General features: G+C 61.9%; 15 protein-coding genes and 6 pseudogenes. 3 read left to right on the forward strand and 18 right to left on the reverse strand.

The window, feature by feature from the left end; genetic code table 11:
• Positions 1-123: 123 nt before the first annotated feature.
• Complete coding sequence (locus tag AB4O25_RS09815; protein WP_017527735.1) at positions 124-417, reverse strand: BolA family protein; 294 nt, start codon at positions 415-417, stop codon at positions 124-126.
• A gap of 6 nt (positions 418-423) precedes the next feature.
• Positions 424-942, reverse strand: a complete 519-nt coding sequence (locus AB4O25_RS09820; protein WP_017527734.1) for a DUF2059 domain-containing protein — start codon at positions 940-942, stop codon at positions 424-426.
• Positions 943-1,122: 180 nt separating this feature from the next.
• On the opposite strand from AB4O25_RS09820, the pseudogene AB4O25_RS09825 reads away from it, so the two are divergent.
• Positions 1,123-2,500 (forward strand): annotated as a pseudogene (locus AB4O25_RS09825) (class II fumarate hydratase).
• On the opposite strand, the gene AB4O25_RS09830 reads toward AB4O25_RS09825, so the two are convergent.
• The 12 genes and pseudogenes from AB4O25_RS09830 to pap form a co-directional block, all read right to left on the reverse strand.
• Complete coding sequence (locus tag AB4O25_RS09830; protein ID WP_460150818.1) at positions 2,497-3,453, reverse strand: DMT family transporter; 957 nt, start codon at positions 3,451-3,453, stop codon at positions 2,497-2,499. The pseudogene AB4O25_RS09825 and the gene AB4O25_RS09830 overlap by 4 nt on opposite strands.
• Before the next feature lie 99 nt (positions 3,454-3,552).
• Positions 3,553-4,523 (reverse strand): annotated as a pseudogene (locus AB4O25_RS09835) (fimbrial protein).
• A 37-nt stretch (positions 4,524-4,560) separates the two neighbouring features.
• Positions 4,561-5,097 (reverse strand): fimbrial protein, encoded by a 537-nt coding sequence (locus tag AB4O25_RS09840; protein ID WP_460150819.1) that lies wholly within the window; start codon positions 5,095-5,097, stop codon positions 4,561-4,563.
• A gap of 11 nt (positions 5,098-5,108) precedes the next feature.
• Positions 5,109-5,589, reverse strand: a pseudogene (locus tag AB4O25_RS09845) (fimbrial protein).
• A gap of 22 nt (positions 5,590-5,611) precedes the next feature.
• A pseudogene (locus AB4O25_RS09850) lies at positions 5,612-6,105 on the reverse strand (fimbrial protein).
• Positions 6,106-6,115: 10 nt separating this feature from the next.
• Positions 6,116-6,687, reverse strand: a pseudogene (locus AB4O25_RS09855) (fimbrial protein).
• Positions 6,688-6,708: 21 nt separating this feature from the next.
• Positions 6,709-7,458, reverse strand: a complete 750-nt coding sequence (locus AB4O25_RS09860; RefSeq protein ID WP_460150820.1) for a fimbria/pilus periplasmic chaperone — start codon at positions 7,456-7,458, stop codon at positions 6,709-6,711.
• Complete coding sequence (locus AB4O25_RS09865; protein WP_460150821.1) at positions 7,455-10,058, reverse strand: outer membrane usher protein; 2,604 nt, start codon at positions 10,056-10,058, stop codon at positions 7,455-7,457. The genes AB4O25_RS09860 and AB4O25_RS09865 overlap by 4 nt, the downstream gene beginning before the upstream one ends.
• 19 nt (positions 10,059-10,077) lie before the next feature.
• Positions 10,078-10,524, reverse strand: coding sequence for a fimbrial protein (locus tag AB4O25_RS09870; protein ID WP_017527723.1), 447 nt, complete (start codon positions 10,522-10,524; stop codon positions 10,078-10,080).
• Positions 10,525-10,689: 165 nt separating this feature from the next.
• A pseudogene (locus AB4O25_RS09875) lies at positions 10,690-11,210 on the reverse strand (fimbrial protein).
• Between the two features lie 471 nt (positions 11,211-11,681).
• Positions 11,682-12,866, reverse strand: coding sequence for a thiolase family protein (locus AB4O25_RS09880; protein WP_017527721.1), 1,185 nt, complete (start codon positions 12,864-12,866; stop codon positions 11,682-11,684).
• A gap of 107 nt (positions 12,867-12,973) precedes the next feature.
• A complete protein-coding gene (gene pap / locus AB4O25_RS09885; RefSeq protein WP_460150822.1) occupies positions 12,974-14,488 on the reverse strand; it encodes a polyphosphate:AMP phosphotransferase in 1,515 nt (504 codons plus the stop codon).
• Positions 14,489-14,629: 141 nt separating this feature from the next.
• Between pap and mnmC the strand changes: the two genes are divergently transcribed.
• A complete protein-coding gene (gene mnmC / locus AB4O25_RS09890) occupies positions 14,630-16,612 on the forward strand; it encodes a bifunctional tRNA (5-methylaminomethyl-2-thiouridine)(34)-methyltransferase MnmD/FAD-dependent 5-carboxymethylaminomethyl-2-thiouridine(34) oxidoreductase MnmC (protein WP_460150823.1) in 1,983 nt (660 codons plus the stop codon).
• A 9-nt stretch (positions 16,613-16,621) separates the two neighbouring features.
• Here the strand turns inward: mnmC and AB4O25_RS09895 are convergent, their stop codons facing one another.
• From AB4O25_RS09895 to AB4O25_RS09910, 4 genes are all read right to left on the reverse strand, one after another.
• Entirely contained in the window at positions 16,622-18,349 is a 1,728-nt protein-coding gene (locus tag AB4O25_RS09895) for an NEL-type E3 ubiquitin ligase domain-containing protein (RefSeq protein WP_460150824.1), read from the reverse strand.
• A complete protein-coding gene (locus AB4O25_RS09900) occupies positions 18,232-18,816 on the reverse strand; it encodes a hypothetical protein (RefSeq protein WP_460150825.1) in 585 nt (194 codons plus the stop codon). Before AB4O25_RS09900 ends, AB4O25_RS09895 begins: the two co-directional genes overlap by 118 nt.
• A 260-nt stretch (positions 18,817-19,076) precedes the next feature.
• Positions 19,077-19,508 carry a hypothetical protein gene (locus AB4O25_RS09905; protein WP_460150826.1) on the reverse strand — a complete coding sequence of 144 codons (432 nt, stop codon included), beginning with the start codon at positions 19,506-19,508 and terminating at the stop codon, positions 19,077-19,079.
• A 348-nt stretch (positions 19,509-19,856) separates the two neighbouring features.
• On the reverse strand, positions 19,857-21,410 hold the full coding sequence (locus tag AB4O25_RS09910; protein WP_460150827.1) for a dermonecrotic toxin domain-containing protein: 1,554 nt from the start codon (positions 21,408-21,410) through the stop codon (positions 19,857-19,859).
• A 190-nt stretch (positions 21,411-21,600) separates the two neighbouring features.
• Here AB4O25_RS09910 and AB4O25_RS09915 point away from each other — a divergent pair, with 190 nt between their 5' ends.
• Positions 21,601-23,373 carry an N-acetylglutaminylglutamine amidotransferase gene (locus AB4O25_RS09915; RefSeq protein WP_017527717.1) on the forward strand — a complete coding sequence of 591 codons (1,773 nt, stop codon included), beginning with the start codon at positions 21,601-21,603 and terminating at the stop codon, positions 23,371-23,373.
• The last annotated feature ends 3 nt before the right edge of the window (positions 23,374-23,376 follow it).

The following is a 23,376-nucleotide window of genomic DNA, read 5'->3' on the forward strand; positions in this document are numbered from 1 at the left end:
GCGGTAGTAGTGGTGCGTTTTGTGTATCCGGATGCGCAAAGCGAATACAGGCGTCAGCGTTCTAGGGGACCGCGTATTGCGGGGCTTGGCCGATAAGCATCGGTGCAAACCCCGCACACGGTCTCAATGCCCGCCGGCGCAGGTCGGCGAGGCCGGAGCCGCGTCGATTGTGGCCCACTCCTCGGGCGTGTAGGTGTGCAGCGCCAGCGCATGGAACTCGCCCATCAGGTCGCCCAGGGTGGCGTAGACCTTCTGGTGGCGCTTGACCCGGTTGAGCCCCTCGAACTGCTGGCTGACCAGCACGGCCTTGAAGTGGGTCTGCAACCCCCGGCTGTGCATGTGGCTTTCATCCAGCACGCTCAAGTGTTGCGGGCCCAGGGCGGCGAGGGCCGTTTCGATACGCTGTTGCATAGTCATTGCTGCTTACTTCTTCTTGGCCGGTGCGGCGGCTTTGGGCGACAGTTCGTTGGTCATGTCTTCCAACAGCTTGTTGACCACCGGCACGGCGCTTTCCAGCTTGGCCTGGGTCATCTGGGCCGATTGCTGGGTCAGTTGCGGCATTTTTTCCAGGACTTTCTTGCCCAGTGGCGACTGGTAGAACGCAACCAGGTCCTTGAGTTCGGATTCACTGAAGTTGGTGGTGTAGAGTTTGACCATGTCCGGCTTCAGCTTAGGCCAGCCAATGGCCTGGTCCAGCGCGGCGTTGGCCTTGGCCTGGTAGCTGTCGAGCACGGACTGCTTGGCGGCGGGCGCCTTGGTCTGTTCGAAGCGCTGGGCGAACATTTGCTGCACTTGCATGTACACCGGGGTACCCAGCTTGTCGGCATGGGCCAGGGTCAGGAAGGCTTCGGCACTGGCGTTGTGGCTGGCGGTATCGGCAAAAACCTGGCCGCTGGCGCACACCAGAGCAACCGCGGTACAGATGGCACGAAGACGAGTCATCGAGTTTCCTTTCTAGCTGGCGGGGTAAGACCCCAAGGGCGCCCATTCTGCGCCTAAAAAACCTCACGGCTCAACCCCGAGCCTTATCCGGCATGGATTGGCCGATGAAACGTCTTTTAGGGAACCCACCTGGCCGATCACGGCCTAAACTGCGCAAACGAACCTGAAGGAGTGTGCCCGATGAGCCGAATTGAAACCGACAGCCTGGGAGAAGTGGAAGTCCCGGAGAGCTGCTTACTGGGGCGCCCAGACCCAACGTTCGCTGGTGAATTTCGCCATCGGCGAGCAACGCATGCCCCTGGCGGTGCTGCACGCGCTGGCCCTGGTCAGAAGGCCGCCGCCCGGGTCAACGACCGCCATGGCGACCTGCCCGCCGACATCGCCCGCTGATCGAGCAGGCCGCCGATGAAGTGCTCGACGGCCAGCACGACGACCAGTTCCCGCTGGTGGTGTGGCAGACCGGCAGCGGTACCCAAAGCAACATGAACGCCAACGAAGTGATCGCCGGCCGTGCCAATGAGTTGGCGGGCAACGAACGCGGCGGCAAGAGCCCGGTGCACCCCAACGACCATGTGAACCGCTCCCAGAGCTCCAATGACTGCTTCCCCACGGCCATGAGCATCGCGGCCGTGCAGGCCGTGCATCAACGCTTGCTGCCGGCGATCGCCACGCTGTCCGGCGGTTTGGCGGAACTGGCGGCGCGGCACATGAAGCTGGTGAAGACCGGGCGCACCCACATGATGGATGCGACACCGATTACCTTCGGCCAGGAACTGTCGGCGTTCATCGCCCAACTCGATTACGCCGAACGCGCCATTCGCAGCGCCCTGCCCGCCGTGTGTGAACTGGCCCAGGGCGGCACCGCAGTGGGCACGGGCCTTAACGCCCCATGGCTTCGGCGAGGCGATTGCTTCTGAACTGGCCGCCCTCTCCGGCCTGCCGTTTGTGACCGCACCGAACAAATTCGCTGCCCTCTCCGGTCACGAGCCGTTGGTGACCTTGCATGGCGCGCTGAAAACCCTGGCCGTGGCCCTGATGAAAATCGCCAACGACCTGCGCCTGCTGGGCTCCGGCCCGCGCGCCGGCCTGGCAGAGGTGAAGCTGCCCGCCAACGAGCCGGGCAGTTCGATCATGCCGGGTAAGGTCAACCCCACTCAGTGCGAAGCGCTGTCGATGCTGGCCTGCCAGGTCATGGGCAACGATGTGACCATCGGCATGGCCGCCAGCCAAGGCCTTGCAGTTGAACGTGTACAAGCCGGTGATCATCCACAACCTGCTGGAGTCGATCCGCCTGCTGGCCGATGGCTGCAATAACTTCCAGGAACACTGCATCGCCGGCCTTGAGCCAGACGTCGAGCAAATGGCCGCGCACCTGGAGCGTGGGCTGATGTTGGTAACAGCGCTCAACCCGCATATCGGCTATGACAAGGCGGCGCAAATCGCCAAGAAAGCCTACGCCGAAGGGTTGACGCTAAGGGAAGCGGCGCTGTCGCTGGGCTACCTCACTGACCAAGAATTCGATCAGTGGGTACGCCCTGAAGACATGCTCGGCAGCTAAGCCGTCGCACGCAGCCGCCGGGCCTTGAGCCCGGCGAGCAGCGAGGGCGCCAACGCCACGGCCGCCGAGCCGAGCACCACCACGAATGCGCCGAAATAGCCCAAGGCATTGATCTCTTCGGCCTGCACGTAATCCGGCCACAACCAGGCCGCCAAGGCCACCGCCACAAAGGTCACCAGCGGCGTGAGGGCCAGGGTCGCACTCACCCGCGACGCCTCCCAATGGGCCAGCGCTTCAGCAAACGCACCGTAAGCCACCAGGGTGTTCAGGCAGCACGCCAGCAACAGCCAGCCTTGCAGCGGGCTCAGTTGCAGGGCCTCCAGCGGATGCGCCCAGGGCGTAAGCAGCAAGGCACAGCTCAGGTAGATCACCATCATCACTTGCAGCGAGTTCCATACCGTCAGCAATTGCTTTTGGCCCAGGGCGTAGAACACCCAGAGAGAGGTGGCGAGCAACACTGTGAGCACGCCGGCGGTGTAGGCGCCGAAGGAGGTCAAGAGTTCGACCAGGCGCTGATTGAAGAACAGGCCAAAACCGATGATCAGTACCACCAGCCCGATCATCTGCCCCAGGCTGAAACGCTCGTTGAACACGAATACGCTGGCGACCATCAGAAAGATCGGCCCCATCTGGATCACCAACTGCGCGGTGCCGGCGCTGAGGGTTTTAAGGCCCACCAGGTACAACACGTAGTTGCCCACCAGGCCGCACACGGCCATCGCCACCAACCAGCCGCCCCTGGGCCCCAGCACTTTGCGGGTTGGCAAACGTCGGGTGGCCGCGAGGTAGACAAACAGGCAACCACCGGCAACCGTCAGGCGAAACCAGGTCACGGTGATCGGGTCCATTGCCTGCAACACCTGCTTGAGTTTGACCGGCAGAATGCCCCAGAGCAGCGCGGTCAACAGGGTCAGGAAAAAACCGTAGACCCAGCGGCCTGAAGAAATGTGCATGAGTGCCCCAAAAAGCCAGAGGTGGAAGAGCAGGCATTCTAGGGCGCTACGGTGCGGTTTGGGTATAGATGATTCCCCCCGATGGACATCACAAATGGCTCACGGCACCCCCATCACCAGTACTCCGCTGCCGCTTATGGCCCCGGCGGCCGGCAGCGATGCCGCTTGCCGCACGAGCGAGAACGTCACGTCGTCGCCACCCACGCTGTTAGTGATGCGGGTCAGGAACGACCCATTCACGGGAACGGCAGTGCCGGCACGCACAAGGGCTGTACCCACTTGCGGGTTGCTCATCATCAGCAACCGGGCGTCGAACGACGACCGGGTTCCCTTGTAGGTAATGGTGATCGGTGTGCTGATCCCGCCTTGAGGGCATGAATAAGTCAGCCTGCGATTGCTGACGATGGGGGTGGTCAACGGGTCGCTGCCGATTGCGCGTTGGTTGACCTGGCCGAAGTTGATTTCGATCGGGTTGTTATTGTTGATCGTGCAGGTCGATGGGGAGATGGTGAAGTTGTTGTTGGCCACATAGGTGACCGCAAGCCTGGATGAACCGCTCCCCGCGTTGTTTGTCTGGGTCATGCGCAGCAGCCCCAGGTTGTCGCCGATCCGGATGCTGATCGGGTTCCCCGGGCTGTTACGCATAATAATGTAGGGCGTGACATCAATCGGGTAGCCGACCCTGTTGTCCGGCAGCGTCGCCACCCGGATACCGCCGGCCACCGGATAGTTTCGGTACACGCCATTGACGCGCAGGCCAGTGCCTTCCGAGGCGAACTTGGGACCGGGCGTCCACGGGATACCGGCGGTGCTGCCGGTGGCCCAGTAGTCTTCGGCGCGAGAGGGGTTTGAGGGCCGGGCGTGTATCGACATTGGAGGTTCGCCCCGTCCATTAGGATTCGGTTCTGGTTGGTGTCCAGCCGAACAGTCACCGGTACCTGCAAGTTGATATCCTGCCCCCCGCCAACCGTGATCCACGGTCCGCCATTCATACGACAGTCCACGGCGCGAGCCGTCGTAGCCACACAGACAAGGAACAAAAGCGTCATGGCGCTAGCTGTTTTTCTCATGTTTATTTCTCGTCGCGCTGCCCTATCCAGGCACAGCCTATGGATAGTCCAACATAAAGGTTGAGGTCACCGAGTACGCCCCGTGCCCAATGGTTCGATCCCTGATCGCGGCCGGCTCGCCCTGCACATAGGCTTTGAGCTCGATCACATAGCTGCCATCACTGAGCACCTGCCTGTCGCTCACACTATTGACGGGCAATGGCTTGTCGCCGAGGGTTTCCAGCCCGACCCCGATACCCGAGGCACCACTGCCGGCGTCCAGCGCGAGCAGACCGGGGAGCTCAGGGTTTCCCGTGCCGCCAAAGGTGATGGTCACCGAGTCGCTGATGGTGGTGTCGCACTCTTGCAGGTGCAGTTGGAAACGCCGGCCCACCGAACGCGTGCTGATATAGAGATACTTGCTGGTCAGGTCCCACAGCTCCAAGGTGATGGCCTCGTCACCGGGGCGCAGGGTGCAGGCTTCTTCCACCAGATTGCCCTTGAAACGCAGGTTGTCCGCTGCCTGCCCAAGCGGGGCCAGGCCGCAGGTGAGCAGCAGCGCCAGTGCGCCCTTTTGAACCCTTTCATGTCGCATAGACTCGACTCCTACTGATATTCGGCCAACAGCGTCGCCACCGCCGTGAAGCTGGCGGCGCTCAGGGTTGCGCCGGGTTGTTGGACGGGCACCACTTCCAATGTCGGCGGTGACGACAGGGTTATGTCCAGGGGGGGTATTGAGTGGAAACGGCTGGCTGTCCTGGAAAACCCGTATCCCCAGCGCCGGCACGCTGGTCTGCACCGCCGAGCCGTCAAACGTCGTGGGTGTGCCGTTGACGCTCAACTTCAGCACCCAAGGCAGCGTGTCGGTGCCACAGGTGATGGTGTAACCCACGTGCTTGCGGTACTTCACGCCATCGACGCGCTTGACCCCCACATCGCCAAAATCGACTTCAATGGTGTTGCCCCCCTCAATCGTGCAGGGCGGTGGTTCATTCAATGTTCCGCTGAATGTCACGTTGGCCGATGCGCCGCCATGCAGGCCGACGGCGCACAGGAAAAACAGCGCTCGCTGCTGCCTGAATGTCATGGGTCGTTCCTCTTTATCGCCGTCATTGATAATCGACCACCAGGGTGGCGGTCGCATCGAACGCCCCGCCGGTCAGTCGGCTGCCCGCACGCTTGACGGGCACCGCCTGCACCGCGGGGAACTGGGGGTAGGTAAAGTTCACGGCGGTATTCAACGGCCAGTCGGCGCCATTGACGAACAGCTTGACCCCGGGTCCGTCTTGCGGGTCGCGAGCACGCGCCGGTCGAACGCGGCGCCCGTGCCCCTGAGTTCCAGGGTCAAGGCGTTACTGAAGGGGGAATCACAGGTGACGGTATAAGGCACCTCGCGACGATAGTTGACCCCATCGATCCGTGACGTCAGCAGGTCATTTCCAAACGGTACATTCAGCGTACCGCCGCTGTTGATGACGCACGGTGGTGGCGCAACGATCACCGCGCGGATGGTCAGGTTAGTATCGGCCTGCGCCATCCGGCAGGCCACCCACAGCAAGGCGCCCCCGACCAGAATGGCGCGCGACCCGTTTGTGTAAGCCATTGTTCTGCCCTCACTCATAGTTGAGCCTGAAATCCACGACGGCCCTGAACGCCCCGCTGGTCAAGGTGCGGCGGTGCGCGTGGGTTGAACCTTCCAGGTCTGGGTGGTGGCGCCCACAGCCAGGAACAACGGTTCGCCCCGCGCCCCCAATTGCACATCCCGCCCCAGCGCATCGGTCAGGCGCAGGCCCATCCCGGTGATGCCTTGCACCCTGACCAGCCGCGGGTCATCGGCATCGGCGGGTGCGATAAACGCAACCGACAGCACCGGCTGATAGGCACTCCATGTCAGGTTCCCGGTACGTTCATTGCGGAGGCTGCCGGCGGTTCGCTGGCAATCATCGAAGCGCAGTTGAAAGGCCACCGGGTTCGCCTGATCGCCGGGCCGTTGCAGTTGGCTGGTCGAGACCTCACCCAGGTCAATCGTTTGGTTGACGGCGGTCATCTCCAGGCTGCATGGGCTCTCATGCAGGGACCCGAGCACGTTCAGCAGTCCATTCATACCTTCCACGTCCTGGGCGTGCGCCCGCCCCATCAGCATCAGCAGCAGGCCGGCGAAGACTTTCACGGTGTTCGACTTCATGACGTTCTCCAACCCCAGGCGTTACTCATTGGACGGCGCTACCTGGCACGTTTCGCCACGGCAGGTGAAGGCCAGCAACGGACGTCCGCCGTAGTCGTTCACATAACTCAAATAGGGGGCCGTCCCCAATGCCGTCGCCGTGGGTTTCAACTTCAGCGAGTCTTTGGGCGCCACCATCATGGGCTCGAAACCCGCCACGGTTTTGCCGTCCTTGGTGCTGCGTGCATCCACCAGGGTCACGTAGTAAGGCGTGGGGTTGTTGACGATGTAGTGATCGCCCGCACGGGTCAGGGTGAGCTTTTCCTGCCAAGGGTTGGACAGGTCTTGCTGGCTCGGCTCGATTGCCTGCGGCCGGTAGAACAACTTGATGCGGGTCTGCAGGGCAATTTGCAGGGTGTTGGATTTGTCGCTGCGCGGTGGAATCTCCCTCAGGTTGAAGTAGTACACCGTTTCCCGGTCCTGGGGCAGCAACCTGGCCGCCGGCAACGCCTGCACCTTGACCTGGCTTTGCGTGCCGGGCTCCAGGCGTTGCACCGGCGGCAGGACGATCAACGGCGTGGTGATTTTCTGGCCGGCTTCATCCTCGATCCAGCCCTGGGCCAGGTACGGTAGTTGGGTGTTGTTATTGGTGATGTTCACACTGGTGGCCTGTTTGCCCCCGTCGAAAATCACGCGGGTGCGGTCCAGGCCGACAGCGGCGCTGGCGCTTTGAGTCAAGCCAGGCCCCAGCAGCGCGAAGGCCAGGGCGATGAGGCGCATGTTCGGCATCATGAGGATGTGTTCTCCGTATCGATAGGCGTCCCGGTCAATGCTGCCGGGTCGGTTGAAGATTGATCAGCGGCCAACAGTTGGCAGCGCAGGTTCAGGGCATCGGTCAGGCCGTCCATGGGCAAAATGGTCGGCAGCGTGACGGTGCAGCGCTCGGCACCGCCCCAACTGACGATCATCCGTTCGCCGGCCTGAATCCCGCTGAGGTAGACATGGCCGTCGTCATTCACAATGCCGGTGTCCTGCTGCCTGAGGTTTTTCACCGTCGCGCCGAAGGGCGGTGCGCTGCTGTCCGGCAGGCGAAGTACCGCCATCGCCTTCTCACCGGAAATCACTTCCAGCGAGCGATAGCCGATAGCCCCTTCGGTGAGCGTCAGTTGTGTCACCGATTGGGTGGCTTCGACATTGGCTGGCAAGCGCTCCAGATCGACACTGGCAGAGGTGCGCTGGTAGCTGCCGATGTCGGCAATGACCGCCTTGCCGAACGCGTTGCTGCGGGTGGGCGAGCCATAACCGCGCACTGGCACATCGGGCACACCCGCGGTATCGATCATCAACCGGGTACCGCCGGTGCTTTGGGTGCGATGCAGGGCCGCACCGTAGGGCGTGAGCGTGCCACCGCCACGCGCCGACACACCGAGGCTGCTGTAACTGCCTTTCTGTGTACTGGCGCTCAGATCAATGTCGGCTGCATCCCCCATGTGGCTCAGATAACCACTGGCCGATTGGTTGCTCGCACCGATCTGGTAACTGTTGCGTTCATCCAGGCGATCGCTGTAGCGCGCCGCCAATGGGTTTTTACCCGAACCGCTGTTGGCATCCAGCGACAAGGTACCGGTGCGCCCCAATGGCAGGCTGACCATCAGCGACATGCCGTTGCCCTTGTAGTTGTAATCCTCGCTGCGGTACATGTTCAGCGACAGGCTCATGTTTTTTACGGTGCCCACGTTGAAGTAGCGCGACACCGCCAGGTTCCAGCGCTGAGTGTCGGAACGGTTCCAATACGTCTGTTTGTTGTAACTGGCATAGACGGTGGCACCCAGGTCACGAAACTGCTTATTGAGCGTCACGGTATAAAGGGCCTTGCTGGCGCCAAGCGGTTTCCAGCTGTCGCGCCCTTCAACGTACTCATCGCGACTGCCGCGTTCGCCATTGAGGCCGTAATAACGCGCGTCCAGGTATTCACTCATGCTCAAGAAGTTCTCTTGGGAGAACCGGTAACCAGCAAACGTCACCTGACTGTCGTAGGCTTCAAAGTTCTTCGAGTATTGAAGACGCAACGACTTACCCGAGAGGGTTTCATTCCAGACGCTGGCGCGCGATTGCGTCACGTCCAGCGAGACGGCGCCGAACGCCAGCAGGTCGCGCCCCGCCCCCACCGACATTGCCCGGTAGTTGCTATCGGTGATGCCGCCGCCAAACAAGGACCAACCATTGCTGATGCCCCAGGAGAATTCGCCGGTGGCAAACGTCTTACCCTCGGCGCCGTGTTGAAGCCGGGTCGGTCGCCCACTCGCCAACTTGTAACGAACTTGGCCGGGGCGGGTCAGGTAGGGAACGCCTGCCGTATCGATCTTGAACGTGTGTACCGAACCGTCCTGCTCCTCGACCCGCACATCCAGGGTGCCCGACACTGCGTCATTGAGGTCCTGGATACGGAAAGGTCCCGCCGCCACCAGGGTTTCATACAGCACACGGCCCTGCTGGCTGACGATCACCTTGGCATTGGTTTTGGCCACCCCGACCACCTCCGGTGCGTATCCACGCAGGTTGGGGGGCAACTGGCTTTCGTCCGAGTTGAGCGCAGCACCGGTAAAACGGAAGCTGTCAAACAGGTCCGAATACAGGTAGTTCTCACCCACCAGCAAACGGGCACTCAGGGCGGGCACCGCGCGATACGCGTAATAGCGGCTCCATTCCAGCTTCTGGGGCCCGGCCGCCGACTCGCGACCATTCTCGACACGCCCCTGCCAATCCGCCCTCAGGCGCCAGGCCCCGGCATTGGCCCCCACCGTTCCGTTACCACTCAGGTTCTTGCGCTGGCCGTCGTTGCGCTGGAAGATCGACTGCGCCGTCAGGTTGTAGTCAACCAGCAACCCCGGCACGCCTTCATCCCAGCGTGAGGGCGGGTCCCAATTGATAGCGCTGTATTGAAGGTACGCCTGGGGCAGGCTGATGTTCAGCGTGGACGTGGCCAGGTCGGCACTGACCTGCGTGCCGGGCAAGCCCTTGAGATCAAGGCATTCGCCACCGCGCCACGACGCAAGGCCGGCGGCCTGCGTGGCCTTGAGGCCCAGTTGCTCAACCAGGGCCGGCGACAAACACGCCTGACTGCCCTTTGGATCATCGTCAGGCGGATAGAACGTGACTGATTGTTCTGAAACAGGCTGGGCATTGACCTGCACCACCATTGAGTAAGTGCCCGGCAGAATAAACCCGCTGTGCGCAAACCGGGACAAATCAATATTGCGGCGATCACTCAGGTCAAGCACGTCAGTATTGAACTCGATATCCCCAGCACCCAATGCCGTTCCGGCCAACGACATCAGCCCACCCAACACACTTGGGGCGAACGTGTGTCTGACTTTCAATGTATTCAACATGCAAGCAATCCATCACTGTTCAAAAGTATTCCAACTTGAACCGCACGGCGGCACTGTGGGGGCCAACGATCAGTGGCAATCCGTTGCCGATCAAACTGAGCGTGTAGTCAAGAGTCATGCTGCCTTCACTCAATGGCCTGGGCGCCATGCGCTCACCCGGCACGCTTTCCTCGCCGGCGGAATCGACGATATGCAGGGCAACGCCCTGTGAACCGCCGAAGACCGCAAATGAGCGCCCGCTTCGATCGGTCGGGCCGTCAAACGTCACTCGCATGTGCTGCCAATCCGGCAAGGTTCCCCCGGGGCGCGAAGGGTCCGGCCGACTCAACGTGCAATTGACCAGGCGCAACTGGAAGGGATGCGTTTCACCCCGCGTGTTTCGCAGCAGCCGCCCCACCGGTTCCGCAGGCATCTCGACGGTTTGATCGAGGCTGCTCAGCTCCAGCCCGCAGGCCGAATCAACCACCTCGCCGCCTAACGTGACGACCCCCTCGCCCTGGGAAGATGACTGCGCAAAAACGCAAGGGCCAAGGAGCAACGTCACTGAAAAGGCGATAGGGATATGTATGGATATATTCACGTGGACCTCCCGCCAGCGTGCCCCCGCCACCCGCAGTGGCGGGGGCGCAACTTACTGATAGGCCAAGGTGAAATTGGCCACCGCGCTGAAGTCACCGGGAACGATGTCCCCCGTGGCGACGCCTTGCACATAGGCACCGAACTGCAGGGTGTTATCACCGGCGCTGATTGGCTGCGGGGCAGTAGGCACCCCCAATTTCACCGCGCTGCCGCCGTGGGTCATCATGATGCCGATGCCGCCGGCGCCCCCCACGGTGCCGATAGCGCCCGGTACTACGGCCGACGGTGCCCCGGTGAACGTGGTGGTCACCGTGTTATCGGTCAGGTCGGCCAAATCGCACCCTTGCAGTTCGATCAGCACAGGCCGGGCCTCGGACTTGCCACCGGTTTGCAGTTGGTGCTTTGCAATGGCGCCCAAGTTAACGGTTTGATCAACGGATTCAGGCTTGATGGAACACGCCCCCGAATGAACCGAGCCCAAAACGTCACCGTCCCTTGAGACGCTTGCGCAACGGACAACGAACCGGCCAACACACCGGCAGACAACAGCGCAACGTTCAATATCGTTTTCATTCACAGTTTCCTACTTATCAAGTGTCATTAAAAAGCGCCGCCACGGACGTGCAAGGCGCTTACTAATCAGCGGTTTAAACAATGCGTTTGATCGGGCGACCGTATTGGCCCTGGCAACTTTTTATTGTGCTTTCGGGCCGCCAATCAACGGCATGCAAGTTCCCACTCCACACTTGGATAAACAACCCATCAACATCAGATGATTGCGTAGGCAAAGTCCATCACGACAAATAGGAAACTTATGGCGTCCTACATAAATAATAAGTTGATCTGAAGGAAGCGGACTACATTGGCGTTAGTTAACGCACCTACTCACCAGCAAAAACTGTCAGAAGCAAACGAGATAAACTTGAAAGTCCAACCGTGTTAAACATCGACCCATTAATGGCTTATTGATTATTTGAAGGTAAAGAAAAGGGGGAGCAAGCTCCCCCTTTCAATGGTTATCGGATGCCGCAGGGCATCACTGCGCTAGCGCACCGCCTCGAACAACCCTGTCGCGCCCATGCCACCGCCCACGCACATGGTGACGATGCCGTAACGCAGGTTGCGCCGTTGCAACTCGCGCACCAGATGCCCGACTTGCCGCGAGCCGGTCATGCCGAACGGATGGCCGATGGCGATCGAACCACCGTTGACGTTGTACTTGGCGTTATCGATTTCCAGGCGATTGCGGGCGTAGAGGCATTGGGAGGCGAACGCTTCGTTGAGCTCCCACACATCGATGTCCGCCACCTGCAAGCCGCGCGCCTTGAGCAACTTGGGCACCGAGAACACCGGGCCGATGCCCATCTCGTCCGGCTCGCAACCCGCGACGGTAAAGCCGCGGAAGAACGCCTTGGGCTTGAGCCCCAGCGCCAGGGCTTTTTCCAGGCTCATCACCAGGGTCATCGAAGCGCCGTCGGACAGCTGCGAGGAATTGCCCGCCGTCACCGAGCCATCTTCGGCGAATACCGGTTTCAAGCCCTGCAGGCTGGCCAGGGTGGTGTCGGGTCGGTTGCAGTCGTCGCGGTCCACCACGCCTTCCAGTAGCTGCACCTCGCCGGTGGCCTTGTCCTCGACCTTGTAGGTGACCTTCATGGGTACGATTTCATCATTGAACAACCCGTCCGCCTGGGCCTGGGCGGTACGTTGCTGGCTCTGCAGGGCGTACAGATCCTGTTCCTCGCGGCTGACGTTATAGCGGCGCGCGACGATTTCGGCGGTCTGGCCCATGGGGAAATAAATACCCGGCACCTGCGCCTTGAGCAGTGGGTTGATCAGGTTGTCGGTGTTGACGCTTTTCATGGTCAGGCTGATGGACTCGACGCCCCCGGCGACGATGATATCGCTGCAGCCGGAGGCGATCTGGTTGGCGGCAATCGCAATCGCCTGCAAGCCCGAGGAACAAAAGCGGTTGAGGGTCATGCCTGCCGTGCCGGTGCCCAGTTGCGACAGCACCGCCACGTTGCGCCCGATGTTGTAGCCCTGGGCGCCTTCATTGGAGCCGGCGCCGACGATGCAGTCTTCTACCGTGGCCGGGTCGATGCCATTGCGGGTCAGCAGCGCGTTGACGCAATGGGCCGCCATGTCGTCCGGACGGGTCTGGTTGAACTTGCCGCGAAAAGACTTGGCCAGGCCGGTTCGCACACTGTCGACGATCACTACTTCACGCATGGGCTACCTCGATCTTGTGGTTGTTGGGAGATGGATCGAGGATAGATCCAGGCCTGCCCGACCGCGACGATCATTCACCCCATGGATGCGAAAGCATGACGGTGAGGTTATTTCTTTTTCTTCTTGTCGCGCTTATCGGTTTCGGCGAACGCCTCCTCCAGCGCCTGGTTGATGGTGCGCAACACCTTGACCCGCGCCCAGCGCTTGTCGTTGGCTTCCACCAAGGTCCAGGGCGAGACTTCGGTGCTGGTGCGATCGACCATGTCGCCCACGGCGGTGCGGTAGGCGTCCCATTTGTCGCGGTTGCGCCAGTCGTCTTCGGTGATCTTGAAGCGTTTGAAGGGGATTTCTTCACGGGCCTGGAAGCGTTCCAGTTGGGTGTCTTTATCGATGGCCAGCCAGAACTTGACCACGATCACGCCCGCATCGCGCAGTTGCTCTTCAAAGTCATTGATCTCGCCATAGGCGCGCATCCAGTCCGCCGGTGTGCAAAAGCCTTCGATGCGCTCCACCAGCACGCGGCCGTACCAGGAGCGGTCGAACACCGTGAACATGCCCCGCGCCGGGATTTTCTGCCAGAACCGCCACAGGTAGGGTTGGGCGCGCTCGTCTTCGCTCGGCGCGGCAATCGGTACGATGTGGTACTGGCGCGGGTCCAGCGCCGCCGCCACGCGACGGATCGCGCCGCCCTTGCCGGCCGCATCGTTACCTTCGAACACCGTAATCAACGCGTGTTTGCGCATGCGCTTGTCGCGCATCAGGCCAGAGAGCCGCGCCTGCTCGGTGATCAGCTGTTCTTCGTAGTCGTCCTTGTCCAGGCGCAGGGTCATGTCGAGGCTGTCGAGCAGGCCCTTCTTGTCCACGGCGGCGATCAGCGGCGCCGGGTTCATGCCGCTGGCCTTGCCCTTGGGCTGCTTCAGGGCATTCTGCATGCCTTCCAGCAGCAGTTTGCCCACGGTGAGCCCGCGATAATTGCTGTCCACCCCTTCGATCACATGCCACGGCGCGTAATCACGGCTGGTGCGGCGCAGCACGCGCTCGCCGAAGTGCACGAACTTGTCGTAGGTCTGCGATTGCTGCCAATCCAATGGGCTGATGCGCCAACTGTGCAGCGGGTCGTCGGCCAGGGCTTTGAGTCGCGCCTTCATTTGTTTCTTGGAAAGGTGGAACCAGAATTTGAAGATCAGCGCGCCTTCATCGCAAAACATTTTTTCCAGGCGCTCGGCGCCGGCGATGGCCTGGTCGAGCCGCGCGTCCTTGATGTGCCCATGCACCCGGCCTTGCAGCATCTGGCTGTACCAGTTGCCGAAAAAGATGCCCATGCGGCCTTTGGCGAGCAACTGGCGCCAGTAGCGCCAGGCGGGTGGCCGGGCCAGTTCTTCGTCGGTCTGCTGGTCGAAGGTGCGCACTTCGATCAGGCGCGGGTCCATCCATTCATTGAGCAGCTTGACCGTCTCGCCCTTGCCGGCGCCTTCGATGCCATTGATCAAGATGATCACCGGGAAGCGCTTTTGCTGTTGCAGCTCGTACTGCGCCTCCAGCAGGGCCTCGCGCAAGGCCGGCACTTCGGCGTCGTAGGTGTCTTTGTCGATGGCGTGACCGATTTCGGCGGATTCGAACATGGGCAGCTCCGTTTCAAGATGGCTCAAGACTAGCGGATTGGGCAGCAACACGCGGGAGGAAATTCCACGCATGCTTGCCATGGGTCAATTGATTGCCTGTTGATCAGCTAGAATGGCGGCCTTGCCTTTGCCGAGCCGCCCATGAACCCCGTATTGCCCCACGCCCAGCTCGACTGGGATGACCAAGGTCGCCCGCGCTCGCGGGTGTTCGACGACGTGTACTTCTCCGACAAGTCGGGCCTTGAAGAAACCCGCTATGTGTTCCTTGAACAGAACCGTTTGCAGGAACGCTTTGCCGCCCTGCCGGTGGGTGGGCGGTTGGTGATTGGCGAGACCGGCTTCGGCACCGGCTTGAATTTCCTGTGTACCTGGCAGTTGTTCGCGCAACAGGCGGTGGCCGGGGCGCACCTGCATTTCGTCAGCGTGGAAAAGTACCCGCTGAGTTACGCCGATCTGCAACGGGCACTGGCCCTGTGGCCGGAACTGCAGCCCTTCGCCGAACAGTTGCTGGCCCAGTACGTCGCCATCCACCAAGGCTTCCAGCGTTTAGTGCTGGACGGCGGTCGCGTGACCCTGACGCTGTTGATCGGCGATGCCCTGGAGCAACTGCCGCAGCTGGATGCCCAGGTCGACGCGTGGTTTCTCGACGGCTTTGCGCCGGCGAAAAACCCCGACATGTGGACCGCCGAGTTGTTCGCCGAATTGGCGCGGTTGGCCGCGCCCGGCGCAACCATCAGCACCTTTACCAGCACGGGTTGGGTAAGGCGGCTGATCAACGCCGCCGGCTTCAAAATGAAGCGCACGCCGGGGATCGGCCATAAATGGGAAATTTTGCGCGGTGAGTTCATCGGCTGGCCCGAACAACTGCCTGCGCCAGCGGCCGGCGCGCCGTGGTTCGCCCGCCCGGCGCGGCACACGGGCGAGCGCCACGCGCTGGTCATCGGCGCCGGCCTGGCCGGTTGCGCCACCGCTGCCAGCCTGGCCGCCAGGGGCTGGCGCGTCAGCCTGCTGGAACGCCATGGGGCGTTGGCCCAGGAAGCCTCGGGCAATCCGCAGGGGGTGTTGTACCTCAAGCTGTCGGCCCACGGCACGGCACTGTCGCAACTGATTGTCAGCGGGTTCGGCTACACACGCCGCCTGCTCGAGCATTTGCAGCAAGACGTCGACTGGCAGGCCTGCGGCGTGCTGCAACTGGCGTTCAATGCCAAGGAAGGCGAGCGCCAGGCGCAATTGGCCCAGGCCTTTGCCCCTGACCTGCTGCATACCCTGGACCGCGCCGAGGCCCAGGCCCGCGCCGGTGTGCAACTGGCGCACGGCGGGCTGTTTTTTCCGCAGGGTGGCTGGGTACATCCGCCCGCGCTGTGCCAGTGGCAAGCGCAGCAGCCGGGGGTGCAGTCGCTGCTGCATCAAGAGGCCCTCACCTTGCAGCAGGTCGACGGGCAATGGCAGGCACGCGACGGCGAGACTCTGCTGGCCAGCGCGCCGGTGGTGGTGTTGGCCGGCGCCGCCGAGATCAAGCGCTTCCCGTTCAGCGCCCAGCTGCCGCTCAAGCGCATTCGCGGCCAGATCACCCGGTTGCCGCAAACCGCCGACAGCCAGGCACTGGCCACAGTGGTCTGCGGCGAGGGTTATATCGCGCCGGCACGGTTGGGCGAACATACCCTCGGCGCCAGTTTTGACTTCGCCAGCGATGACCTGACGCCCACGGCCGGCGAGCACAGCGGCAACCTGCAGATGCTGCGCGACATCTCGGTCGACTTGCTCGAACGCCTGGCCGCCGACCAGGCAGACCCCACGCAGCTCCAGGGGCGCGCCGCGTTTCGCTGCACCAGCCCGGATTACTTGCCGATTGTCGGCCCGTTGGCCCACAGCGAAGACTTCGCCCAGGCCTACGCCGTATTGCGCAAGGACGCACGCCAGGTCCCGCAAACGCCCTGCCCCTGGCTCGAAGGCCTGTACATCAACAGCGGCCACGGCTCACGCGGCCTGATCACCGCGCCACTGTGCGGCGAGCTGCTCGCGGCGTGGCTCAACGACGAACCGCTGCCGGTGCCCGTCAGCGTCGCACAGGCCTGCCACCCCAATCGGTTTGCCGTGCGCGGCCTGATGCGCAATCAAAAGTAACGGCGTCGCTCAGTCCACGAGCGCTTGGCAGCCCATGTCCACGGTTTTCATTTCCTCGTGGGTCAGCTCCCTGAACAACGTGCGTTCGGCGGCCTCCCTGCGATCGCCAATGGCTTCAAACTCACGCCGAAATTGCGCATCGTCCATGGAGTGAGCGCGTTCCATGATCGCATCCTGCTCCTCGTGAAACGGCGTGTTCATCAAGTCAAACCGGCCGGGATAGCGTTTACGCAAATGGGTACGCCAGAACTTGCGCCCGGTGAGGGAGTCCATGAAGGCCGGCGAAAGTTCGGCCGTGCGCACTCGCATGGAAGCCTTTTCCAGGTCCTCGCGCGTTACTCCGCTTAACCCGGCAAAACGCATATGCGTCGGCTGCCCAGGCAAGTCCAGCGATTCCACAAGGCCGGTGCGATAGGCCAGGCTGACTTCCGCCGGATCCGCCGAGGGGTCGGCCTGGCTGTGTTCATGGGCCAGTTTTTCCAGCTCATCAAGCCGAAACAGGCCACGCCCCTCGCGCAGCAATGCCGCCGTCGAAGTGCCCCGCTCACTCGCCACGCCGGCCTTGTGCACCCGCACCGCCACTTCCAGATGGCTGAAGTTGATGGCCGCCGAGTCCGTACAGTTGAAGGGGTTGGCCGCCAGGTTGAATACCTCGTTACGCAGCTCGGTGTTGTCATGCGCCGCTTCCAGCACCTCCCATACGCGCGTGTGCATGTCTTCTCTGACAAATTCGCTGTCAGCACTGTTACCCAGTTCGGATAACAACGCGAACAGGCTCTCTGAACGCTGGTCGTCTTTCAGATCGGTCCAGATCGCTTTGGGGGCGGCAGGGGACTCCGGCATCCAGATACCGCGTGCGGTCGACTCATTCATCGCCGCGATATCGTCGTGCAGGTAGCCCATGCCGATACCGGTTCGCCTACGGTAAGCGTCGAGGCTCGCGACCGTGGTCGACGACAAGAGGTTGAAACGCAGGTTAATGGTTTGGGCGATACGCCGTGGTGCGGCAAACACCCAATCAGGCAGTTGTCGAATGGCGTTGTTGCGCAGATCCACAAAGTCCAGGAAGGGCAACCGCCCCAAGCCCACCGGGAGTTCGCGAAGGTCACAATTACGCAGTTTGAGATGCACCATATCCAGCATCTTGCCCACCTCCGGCGTTGCGCCGAGGCGGTTTTCACTCAAGTCCAGGGCAATCAGGTTGCGCATATCGGCGAGTTTTTTCAGCGTGTACTCGGACAGCGTCAGGGCGTTGGACGACATCAGCAAACGTTTGAGCCCGGGCATGTGCGCCAGGATTTCCGGCAGCCGGGTAATGTTGTTGCGCTCAAGGCTCAATGATTCGACGTGGGTAAATGCCTTGAGAAAGTACGCCACGCTGTCGTCGAGTTGCATATCGTTGAGTGACACCAGCCGCAGGTGATCGAACTTGACCGCGCCAGGCAGCGACGGCAGATCGCCGACGCGCATGCCGTCGAGCTTGAGGCCCGCGACGCTTTCACGCCCCTCCCCCGGGACGAAGGTCAGACGGCGCCAGGCGTCTTCGATCAGGCCGGCCACTTGCAGGCGGCTGGTGTGCAGCTCGCCGGTAATGCCTTGGGTGGCGCGGGTCCAGCTTTTCAAACTGGCGCGCAACACCTGTAGCTGCTGCTCATGCGCCTTGATCGATTCGGCACGCTCCAGGTGGTCGGCGCCTCGCTCATCCAGGAAATGGTTGATCTGGATCTCGGTAAACAATGGAAACAGTCTGCGCGTGCGACGCACCAACGCCCGCGAGTGAGCGGCAGGCACTGGGGGGCCGGCGGGCTGGCCTGGACGCACGCGGGAAGCGGTTCAGTTTTATCCAGAGACTCGCCGCGCAACAACGCCATGACCGCCGGACGATCATTGACGGCATGCTCAAAGAGTTCGTTGCGTAGCTTGAACCCATGGGAGCGCTCGCGCTCAGACAACCCCAGCGCGTTCAATTGTTCCGCGGGCAGCGCACGCAGCGCCGCGTCGTACAGACTCTGGCGCCCGGAGGTGGGAAGCCCCAAGATTCGCCCCGAGACGTCGTAGGCTTCATGCAGCTCGCCCTGCTTGGCGATAATCCGGCGGACCTTGGCATCCGACGGCCCCACCCGCTCCAGCAACGGCCCCCCGATACTGCCGTCGCGAACTTCCAGGGCAAAATCCGCCGGCCAGCCGGGCATGCGTTTGAGCAACTGGAGCACCTGGTGCCGGCTCTCGGATAACCCCCCGCGCGGGCAGGAATAATTCGGCACAGGCCCGGTCCGCCGCTACCTGTTCCATCATTTCTCGAGCCTCCTGGGCCAGGCGCATGGGGATACGCTGGTCATTGACAACCCGCAGGCGCTCAACGCTGCTGGCCCGATCAATCAGACGCTGAGCAACGCGCACCGGCAATTGGGCAAATCGCTGCTTGAACAGGGTTTGCGAAGGCCCGTTGGGCCGGTCATAGGCCTCATACAGCTTGCCGAAAAACAGCGCTGCGTTTTTCTCCATCCAGTCCGCTACCGCCCGGGGCGAGGCGACGCGCGGGCGTGCCACTAGCGGGCGCCTCCTTGAGCAACTGTGCCGTGGCTTGCTCATCCAGCTTATCGAGGGCCAAGCCCAGTACTCCGTCTTCACGCAATGAGTGCTCGGTCAGACGAATACCGGTGTGCTCGGGCGTGAGGCGCAGCCCCTGCGGGTAGTTCGCGATATGCACGCCGTTGTCGTTGAACAATTCGAAATAGACGTGCTTGGGCCATGCCGGCAGCATGGGTAACGCATGCAGCAACAACCGTTGATTCTCGGCGGTGGGCTGGCCCTCATTCACCAGGTGCCAGATACAGTCACGAATGCGCTGCTCCAGGATGAACCGTTCGGCCTGGTCTCTGAAGCGCCTGGACACGGGTTGGTTCTGCCGCGCCCACGCTTGCAATCGCGGCAGCGGCGCCTGGGTGATGTCCTGGACTGCTTCCAGCCGCAGCGCACTGAGCGCTTTGAGATCGAGGCGCTATACGCCGCAGCACATACAGGCTGTTATCCCATTCGGCCGGCCGTTCGCCGCGGTAACGCCAGCCGCCTTCGCCGTTGAGCTCCACAGGCGGGGCAAACAGGTCGTGACCCGCCTGGGGTTGCAAGCGCCAGCCCCCGGACAGCTCATCGAAACGCACCTCCAGCGCATGCCCCTGCAACCGCACAAATGTCTTGTCGCCTATTTGGTAGAGGCCGTTGCTGTCCGGCGTGTCAGACAGGTCTATCGGCTGGCGATAACGACGCAGGTTGCGCTTCCACAGCCGACGCCACCCCCTCGGGTGACCGCTTCGAAGCCATCGAACCAATCAGCCGTGTCTTGCTGCGGGTGCAGTTTGAGCGCGGAGCTGGCCTTTGCGAACGCGGCCATCAGCGCGACATTGGCCAGCACATTGGTCAGGTGCGAAAACGCTTTGCGCTTATCCCCGGCCTGCCAATCCTCATAACCGTCAAAGATCTCGCCGAGCAACTGCCCCAGGGTCACCCCCATCATCAGTTCGCCCATGACGGGGATGAACATCGCGCAGATGTTGGCCAGGGTGAGCCCGGCCTCCCAGTAGCCCTCAAGACGTTTTTGCCGTTGCTCGGCATCCACATCGGCGGTCGGCACCGCCAGGGTCCGACTGTCCACTTGCGGTTTGCCCAGCAGGCTCTCGAAGAAAAACCTGTTGAGGTCATGGGTCATCGGGCGTTGTTTGATAACCCCCAACTCGGCCTGGTCCGTCAGCGCCTTGAAAAAATCCAGCCGATTGGCCTCATCGATATAACGGGTGAAGGTCTGCCGGTAGGCCTTCGTTTTCAATTTGAGGCTGAGGTACTGCTGGAATTGGCTGAATGCCGCGTACTCGTACACCGGGCGAAAAGGTTCGCCGGGCATGTAAACCATGCATTTTTCGGTAGGGAATTGTTCAACCGAGCGTGCGGAAAACACCACCACGCCCCAGAGGCAGGCGCCGTGGATTTCCAGGCCCTGCAGGCTCACCGGCTTAGCGTTATAAAGCACATCACCTGACGCCAGCGTCGCGCCTTTTTCGAGGAACAGCTGCAGCGTGTCGTAGCCGTCTTTGGACAGGTGCTGCTTCTGATAGGCAATCAGCACCTCCGTTTTCAACACGGCGACTCTCAGCTGTTTTATCGATCGCGCGACCGGTGTGAACAACGCCTGGTCATCGTTGGCGGACCGCCCCTGGGTGAGCACGTGCAGCAGGTGTTCTTGATAGCGCTTACCCAGGTCCAAGCGGCGACAGCACTTGGCAAAAGCCGCCGGCGAGGGCTTTGCCGGTGCCTGGGTGGCCAACATCGCCACCGCCGGCATGCCGTCCTCACCGACACCTTCCTGCGCTTGGGTGAAGTTCTGCATCGCGGCTTCCAACAAGCTGTGGCTGACCCACCGCGCCGGCGTGGGCACATCCCGATACAGCGGCGGCCCCAGGTTGAACCACTCGCGCTGTGGCAGCCACAGACGGTCTTCATCCACGTCGAAGCCGTCGCCAAACTCGCTGGACAGCGCGGCTTTCAGGTGTTTGCGGCAAAAAGCCTGGACATCGTCCAAGGTACTCAAGCGCACTTTTACGGCTTCCTGAAGGGACAGCGCCTCGTCTGCGGCCTCATTGAGTTGTTCCAGGAATGTGCCACCGGCGTTCATCAACCAGTCGGGCACGTTCTGTTGCAGTACCTCGGCCTTTTCCAGCTCGCCGGTGAGCTCCAATAACGCCATCGATAACTCACGCGTCGTCATCGGCTGAAGACCCTGCGACACACTGACGTCCTGATCCATGGGGGGTGCTCCTTGAAAAAATGAGGCGTCAGCTTAGGCACCTCACGCCGCAATCAAGGCCGTAATAATTAATACAACGACGCGCCCGCCAGCCTGCTTATAACCGATTGATCTAAAACTACCGCAACACAGGTGGGTCAGTTTTCGGGTACCCCCAAACCTCCCCAACGGAAAAACCGGTAAGGAACTTATGTGTGGATTAGCTGGCGAGTTACGCTTTGATCATCAACCTGCAAGCCTTGCAGACGTAGAACGCATCACCCATCACCTCGCCCCCCGAGGCCCCGATGCCTGGGGTTTTCATGCCCAAGGGCCGATTGCCCTGGGCCATCGCCGCCTGAAGATCATGGACTTGTCGGACGGCTCCGCCCAACCGATGGTCGACGCTCAACTGGGGCTTTCCCTGGCGTTCAACGGCGCGATCTACAACTTCCCCGAATTGCGCCAGGAGCTTGAAGCGCTGGGCTATGCGTTCTATTCCGGTGGCGACACCGAAGTGCTGCTCAAGGGCTATCACGCTTGGGGCGAAGCGCTGCTGCCCAAGCTCAACGGCATGTTCGCCTTCGCCATTTGGGAGCGCGATGCCCAGCGCTTGTTCATCGCGCGTGACCGCCTGGGTGTGAAGCCGCTGTACCTGTCGCGCACCGGCCAGCGCCTGCGCTTTGCCTCCGCGCTGCCTGCGCTGCTCAAGGGTGGCGACATCAACCCGATCCTCGATCCGGTGGCGCTGAACCATTACCTGAACTTCCACGCGGTGGTGCCTGCGCCGCGCACGTTGCTGGCGGGCATTGAAAAACTGCCGCCGGCCAGCTGGATGCGTATCGAGGCCAACGGCAACACCGAGCAGAAAACCTGGTGGACCCTGCCCTACGGCCCGCGTGAAGATGAGAAGTACCTGAGCCTGGAAGACTGGACCGACCGTGTGCTCGACAGCACCCGCGAAGCCGTGGCGATTCGCCAACGGGCGGCGGTGGATGTGGGCGTGTTGCTCTCCGGCGGCGTCGATTCGAGCATGCTCGTGGGCCTGTTGCGTGAGGTTGGCGTGCAGGATCTGTCGACCTTCTCCATCGGTTTTGAAGATGCCGGCGGCGAGCGCGGTGACGAGTTCCAGTATTCGGACCTGATCGCCAAGCACTACGGCACCCGTCACCACCAACTGCGTATCGCCGAAAGCGAAATCATCGAGCAACTGCCGGCGGCGTTCCGCGCCATGAGCGAGCCGATGGTCAGCCATGACTGCATCGCCTTCTACCTGTTGTCGCGGGAAGTGGCCAAGCATTGCAAGGTTGTGCAGAGCGGCCAGGGTGCCGATGAGTTGTTCGCCGGTTACCACTGGTACCCGCAAGTGGACGGCGCAAGCGACCCGTATGCTGCCTACCGTGAGGCGTTTTTCGACCGCAGCTATGACGACTATGCCGCCACCGTCGCACCAAAATGGCTGACCGCCCATGACGCCGCCGGCGACTTCGTGCGCGAGCATTTTGCGATGCCGGGCGCCGATGCCGCCGTGGACAAGGCCCTGCGCCTGGACAGCACGGTGATGCTGGTGGACGACCCGGTCAAACGTGTCGACAACATGACCATGGCCTGGGGCCTGGAAGCGCGCACACCGTTCCTCGACTACCGCCTGGTAGAACTTTCGGCCCGTGTGCCGGGCCGGTTCAAGCTGCCCGACGGCGGCAAACACGTGCTCAAGGAAGCGGCGCGCCGGGTGATCCCGAGCGAGGTTATCGACCGCAAAAAAGGTTACTTCCCGGTACCGGGCCTCAAGCATTTGCAAGGCGACACCCTGAACTGGGTGCGCGACCTGCTGCTGGACCCGAGCCAGGACCGCGGCCTCTTCAACCCCGCCATGCTCGACCGCTTGCTCACCGACCCCCAGGGCCAATTGACCCCGCTGCGCGGCTCCAAGCTGTGGCAACTGGCAGCGCTGAACCTGTGGCTCAGCGAACAAGGAATTTGATCC

Source organism: Pseudomonas sp. S3_A03, assembly GCF_054668275.1.

What these genes read in the sequence shown, in the direction of transcription:
- AB4O25_RS09815 (WP_017527735.1), bottom strand. Translation starts at nt 417, where the DNA reads ATGACTATGCAACAGCGTATCGAAACGGCCCTCGCCGCCCTGGGCCCG.
- AB4O25_RS09820 (WP_017527734.1), bottom strand. Translation starts at nt 942, where the DNA reads ATGACTCGTCTTCGTGCCATCTGTACCGCGGTTGCTCTGGTGTGCGCC.
- AB4O25_RS09830 (WP_460150818.1), bottom strand. Translation starts at nt 3,453, where the DNA reads ATGCACATTTCTTCAGGCCGCTGGGTCTACGGTTTTTTCCTGACCCTG.
- AB4O25_RS09840 (WP_460150819.1), bottom strand. Translation starts at nt 5,097, where the DNA reads ATGCGACATGAAAGGGTTCAAAAGGGCGCACTGGCGCTGCTGCTCACC.
- AB4O25_RS09860 (WP_460150820.1), bottom strand. Translation starts at nt 7,458, where the DNA reads ATGATGCCGAACATGCGCCTCATCGCCCTGGCCTTCGCGCTGCTGGGG.
- AB4O25_RS09865 (WP_460150821.1), bottom strand. Translation starts at nt 10,058, where the DNA reads ATGTTGAATACATTGAAAGTCAGACACACGTTCGCCCCAAGTGTGTTG.
- AB4O25_RS09880 (WP_017527721.1), bottom strand. Translation starts at nt 12,866, where the DNA reads ATGCGTGAAGTAGTGATCGTCGACAGTGTGCGAACCGGCCTGGCCAAG.
- pap (WP_460150822.1), bottom strand. Translation starts at nt 14,488, where the DNA reads ATGTTCGAATCCGCCGAAATCGGTCACGCCATCGACAAAGACACCTAC.
- mnmC (WP_460150823.1), top strand. Translation starts at nt 14,630, where the DNA reads ATGAACCCCGTATTGCCCCACGCCCAGCTCGACTGGGATGACCAAGGT.
- AB4O25_RS09910 (WP_460150827.1), bottom strand. Translation starts at nt 21,410, where the DNA reads ATGGATCAGGACGTCAGTGTGTCGCAGGGTCTTCAGCCGATGACGACG.
- AB4O25_RS09915 (WP_017527717.1), top strand. Translation starts at nt 21,601, where the DNA reads ATGTGTGGATTAGCTGGCGAGTTACGCTTTGATCATCAACCTGCAAGC.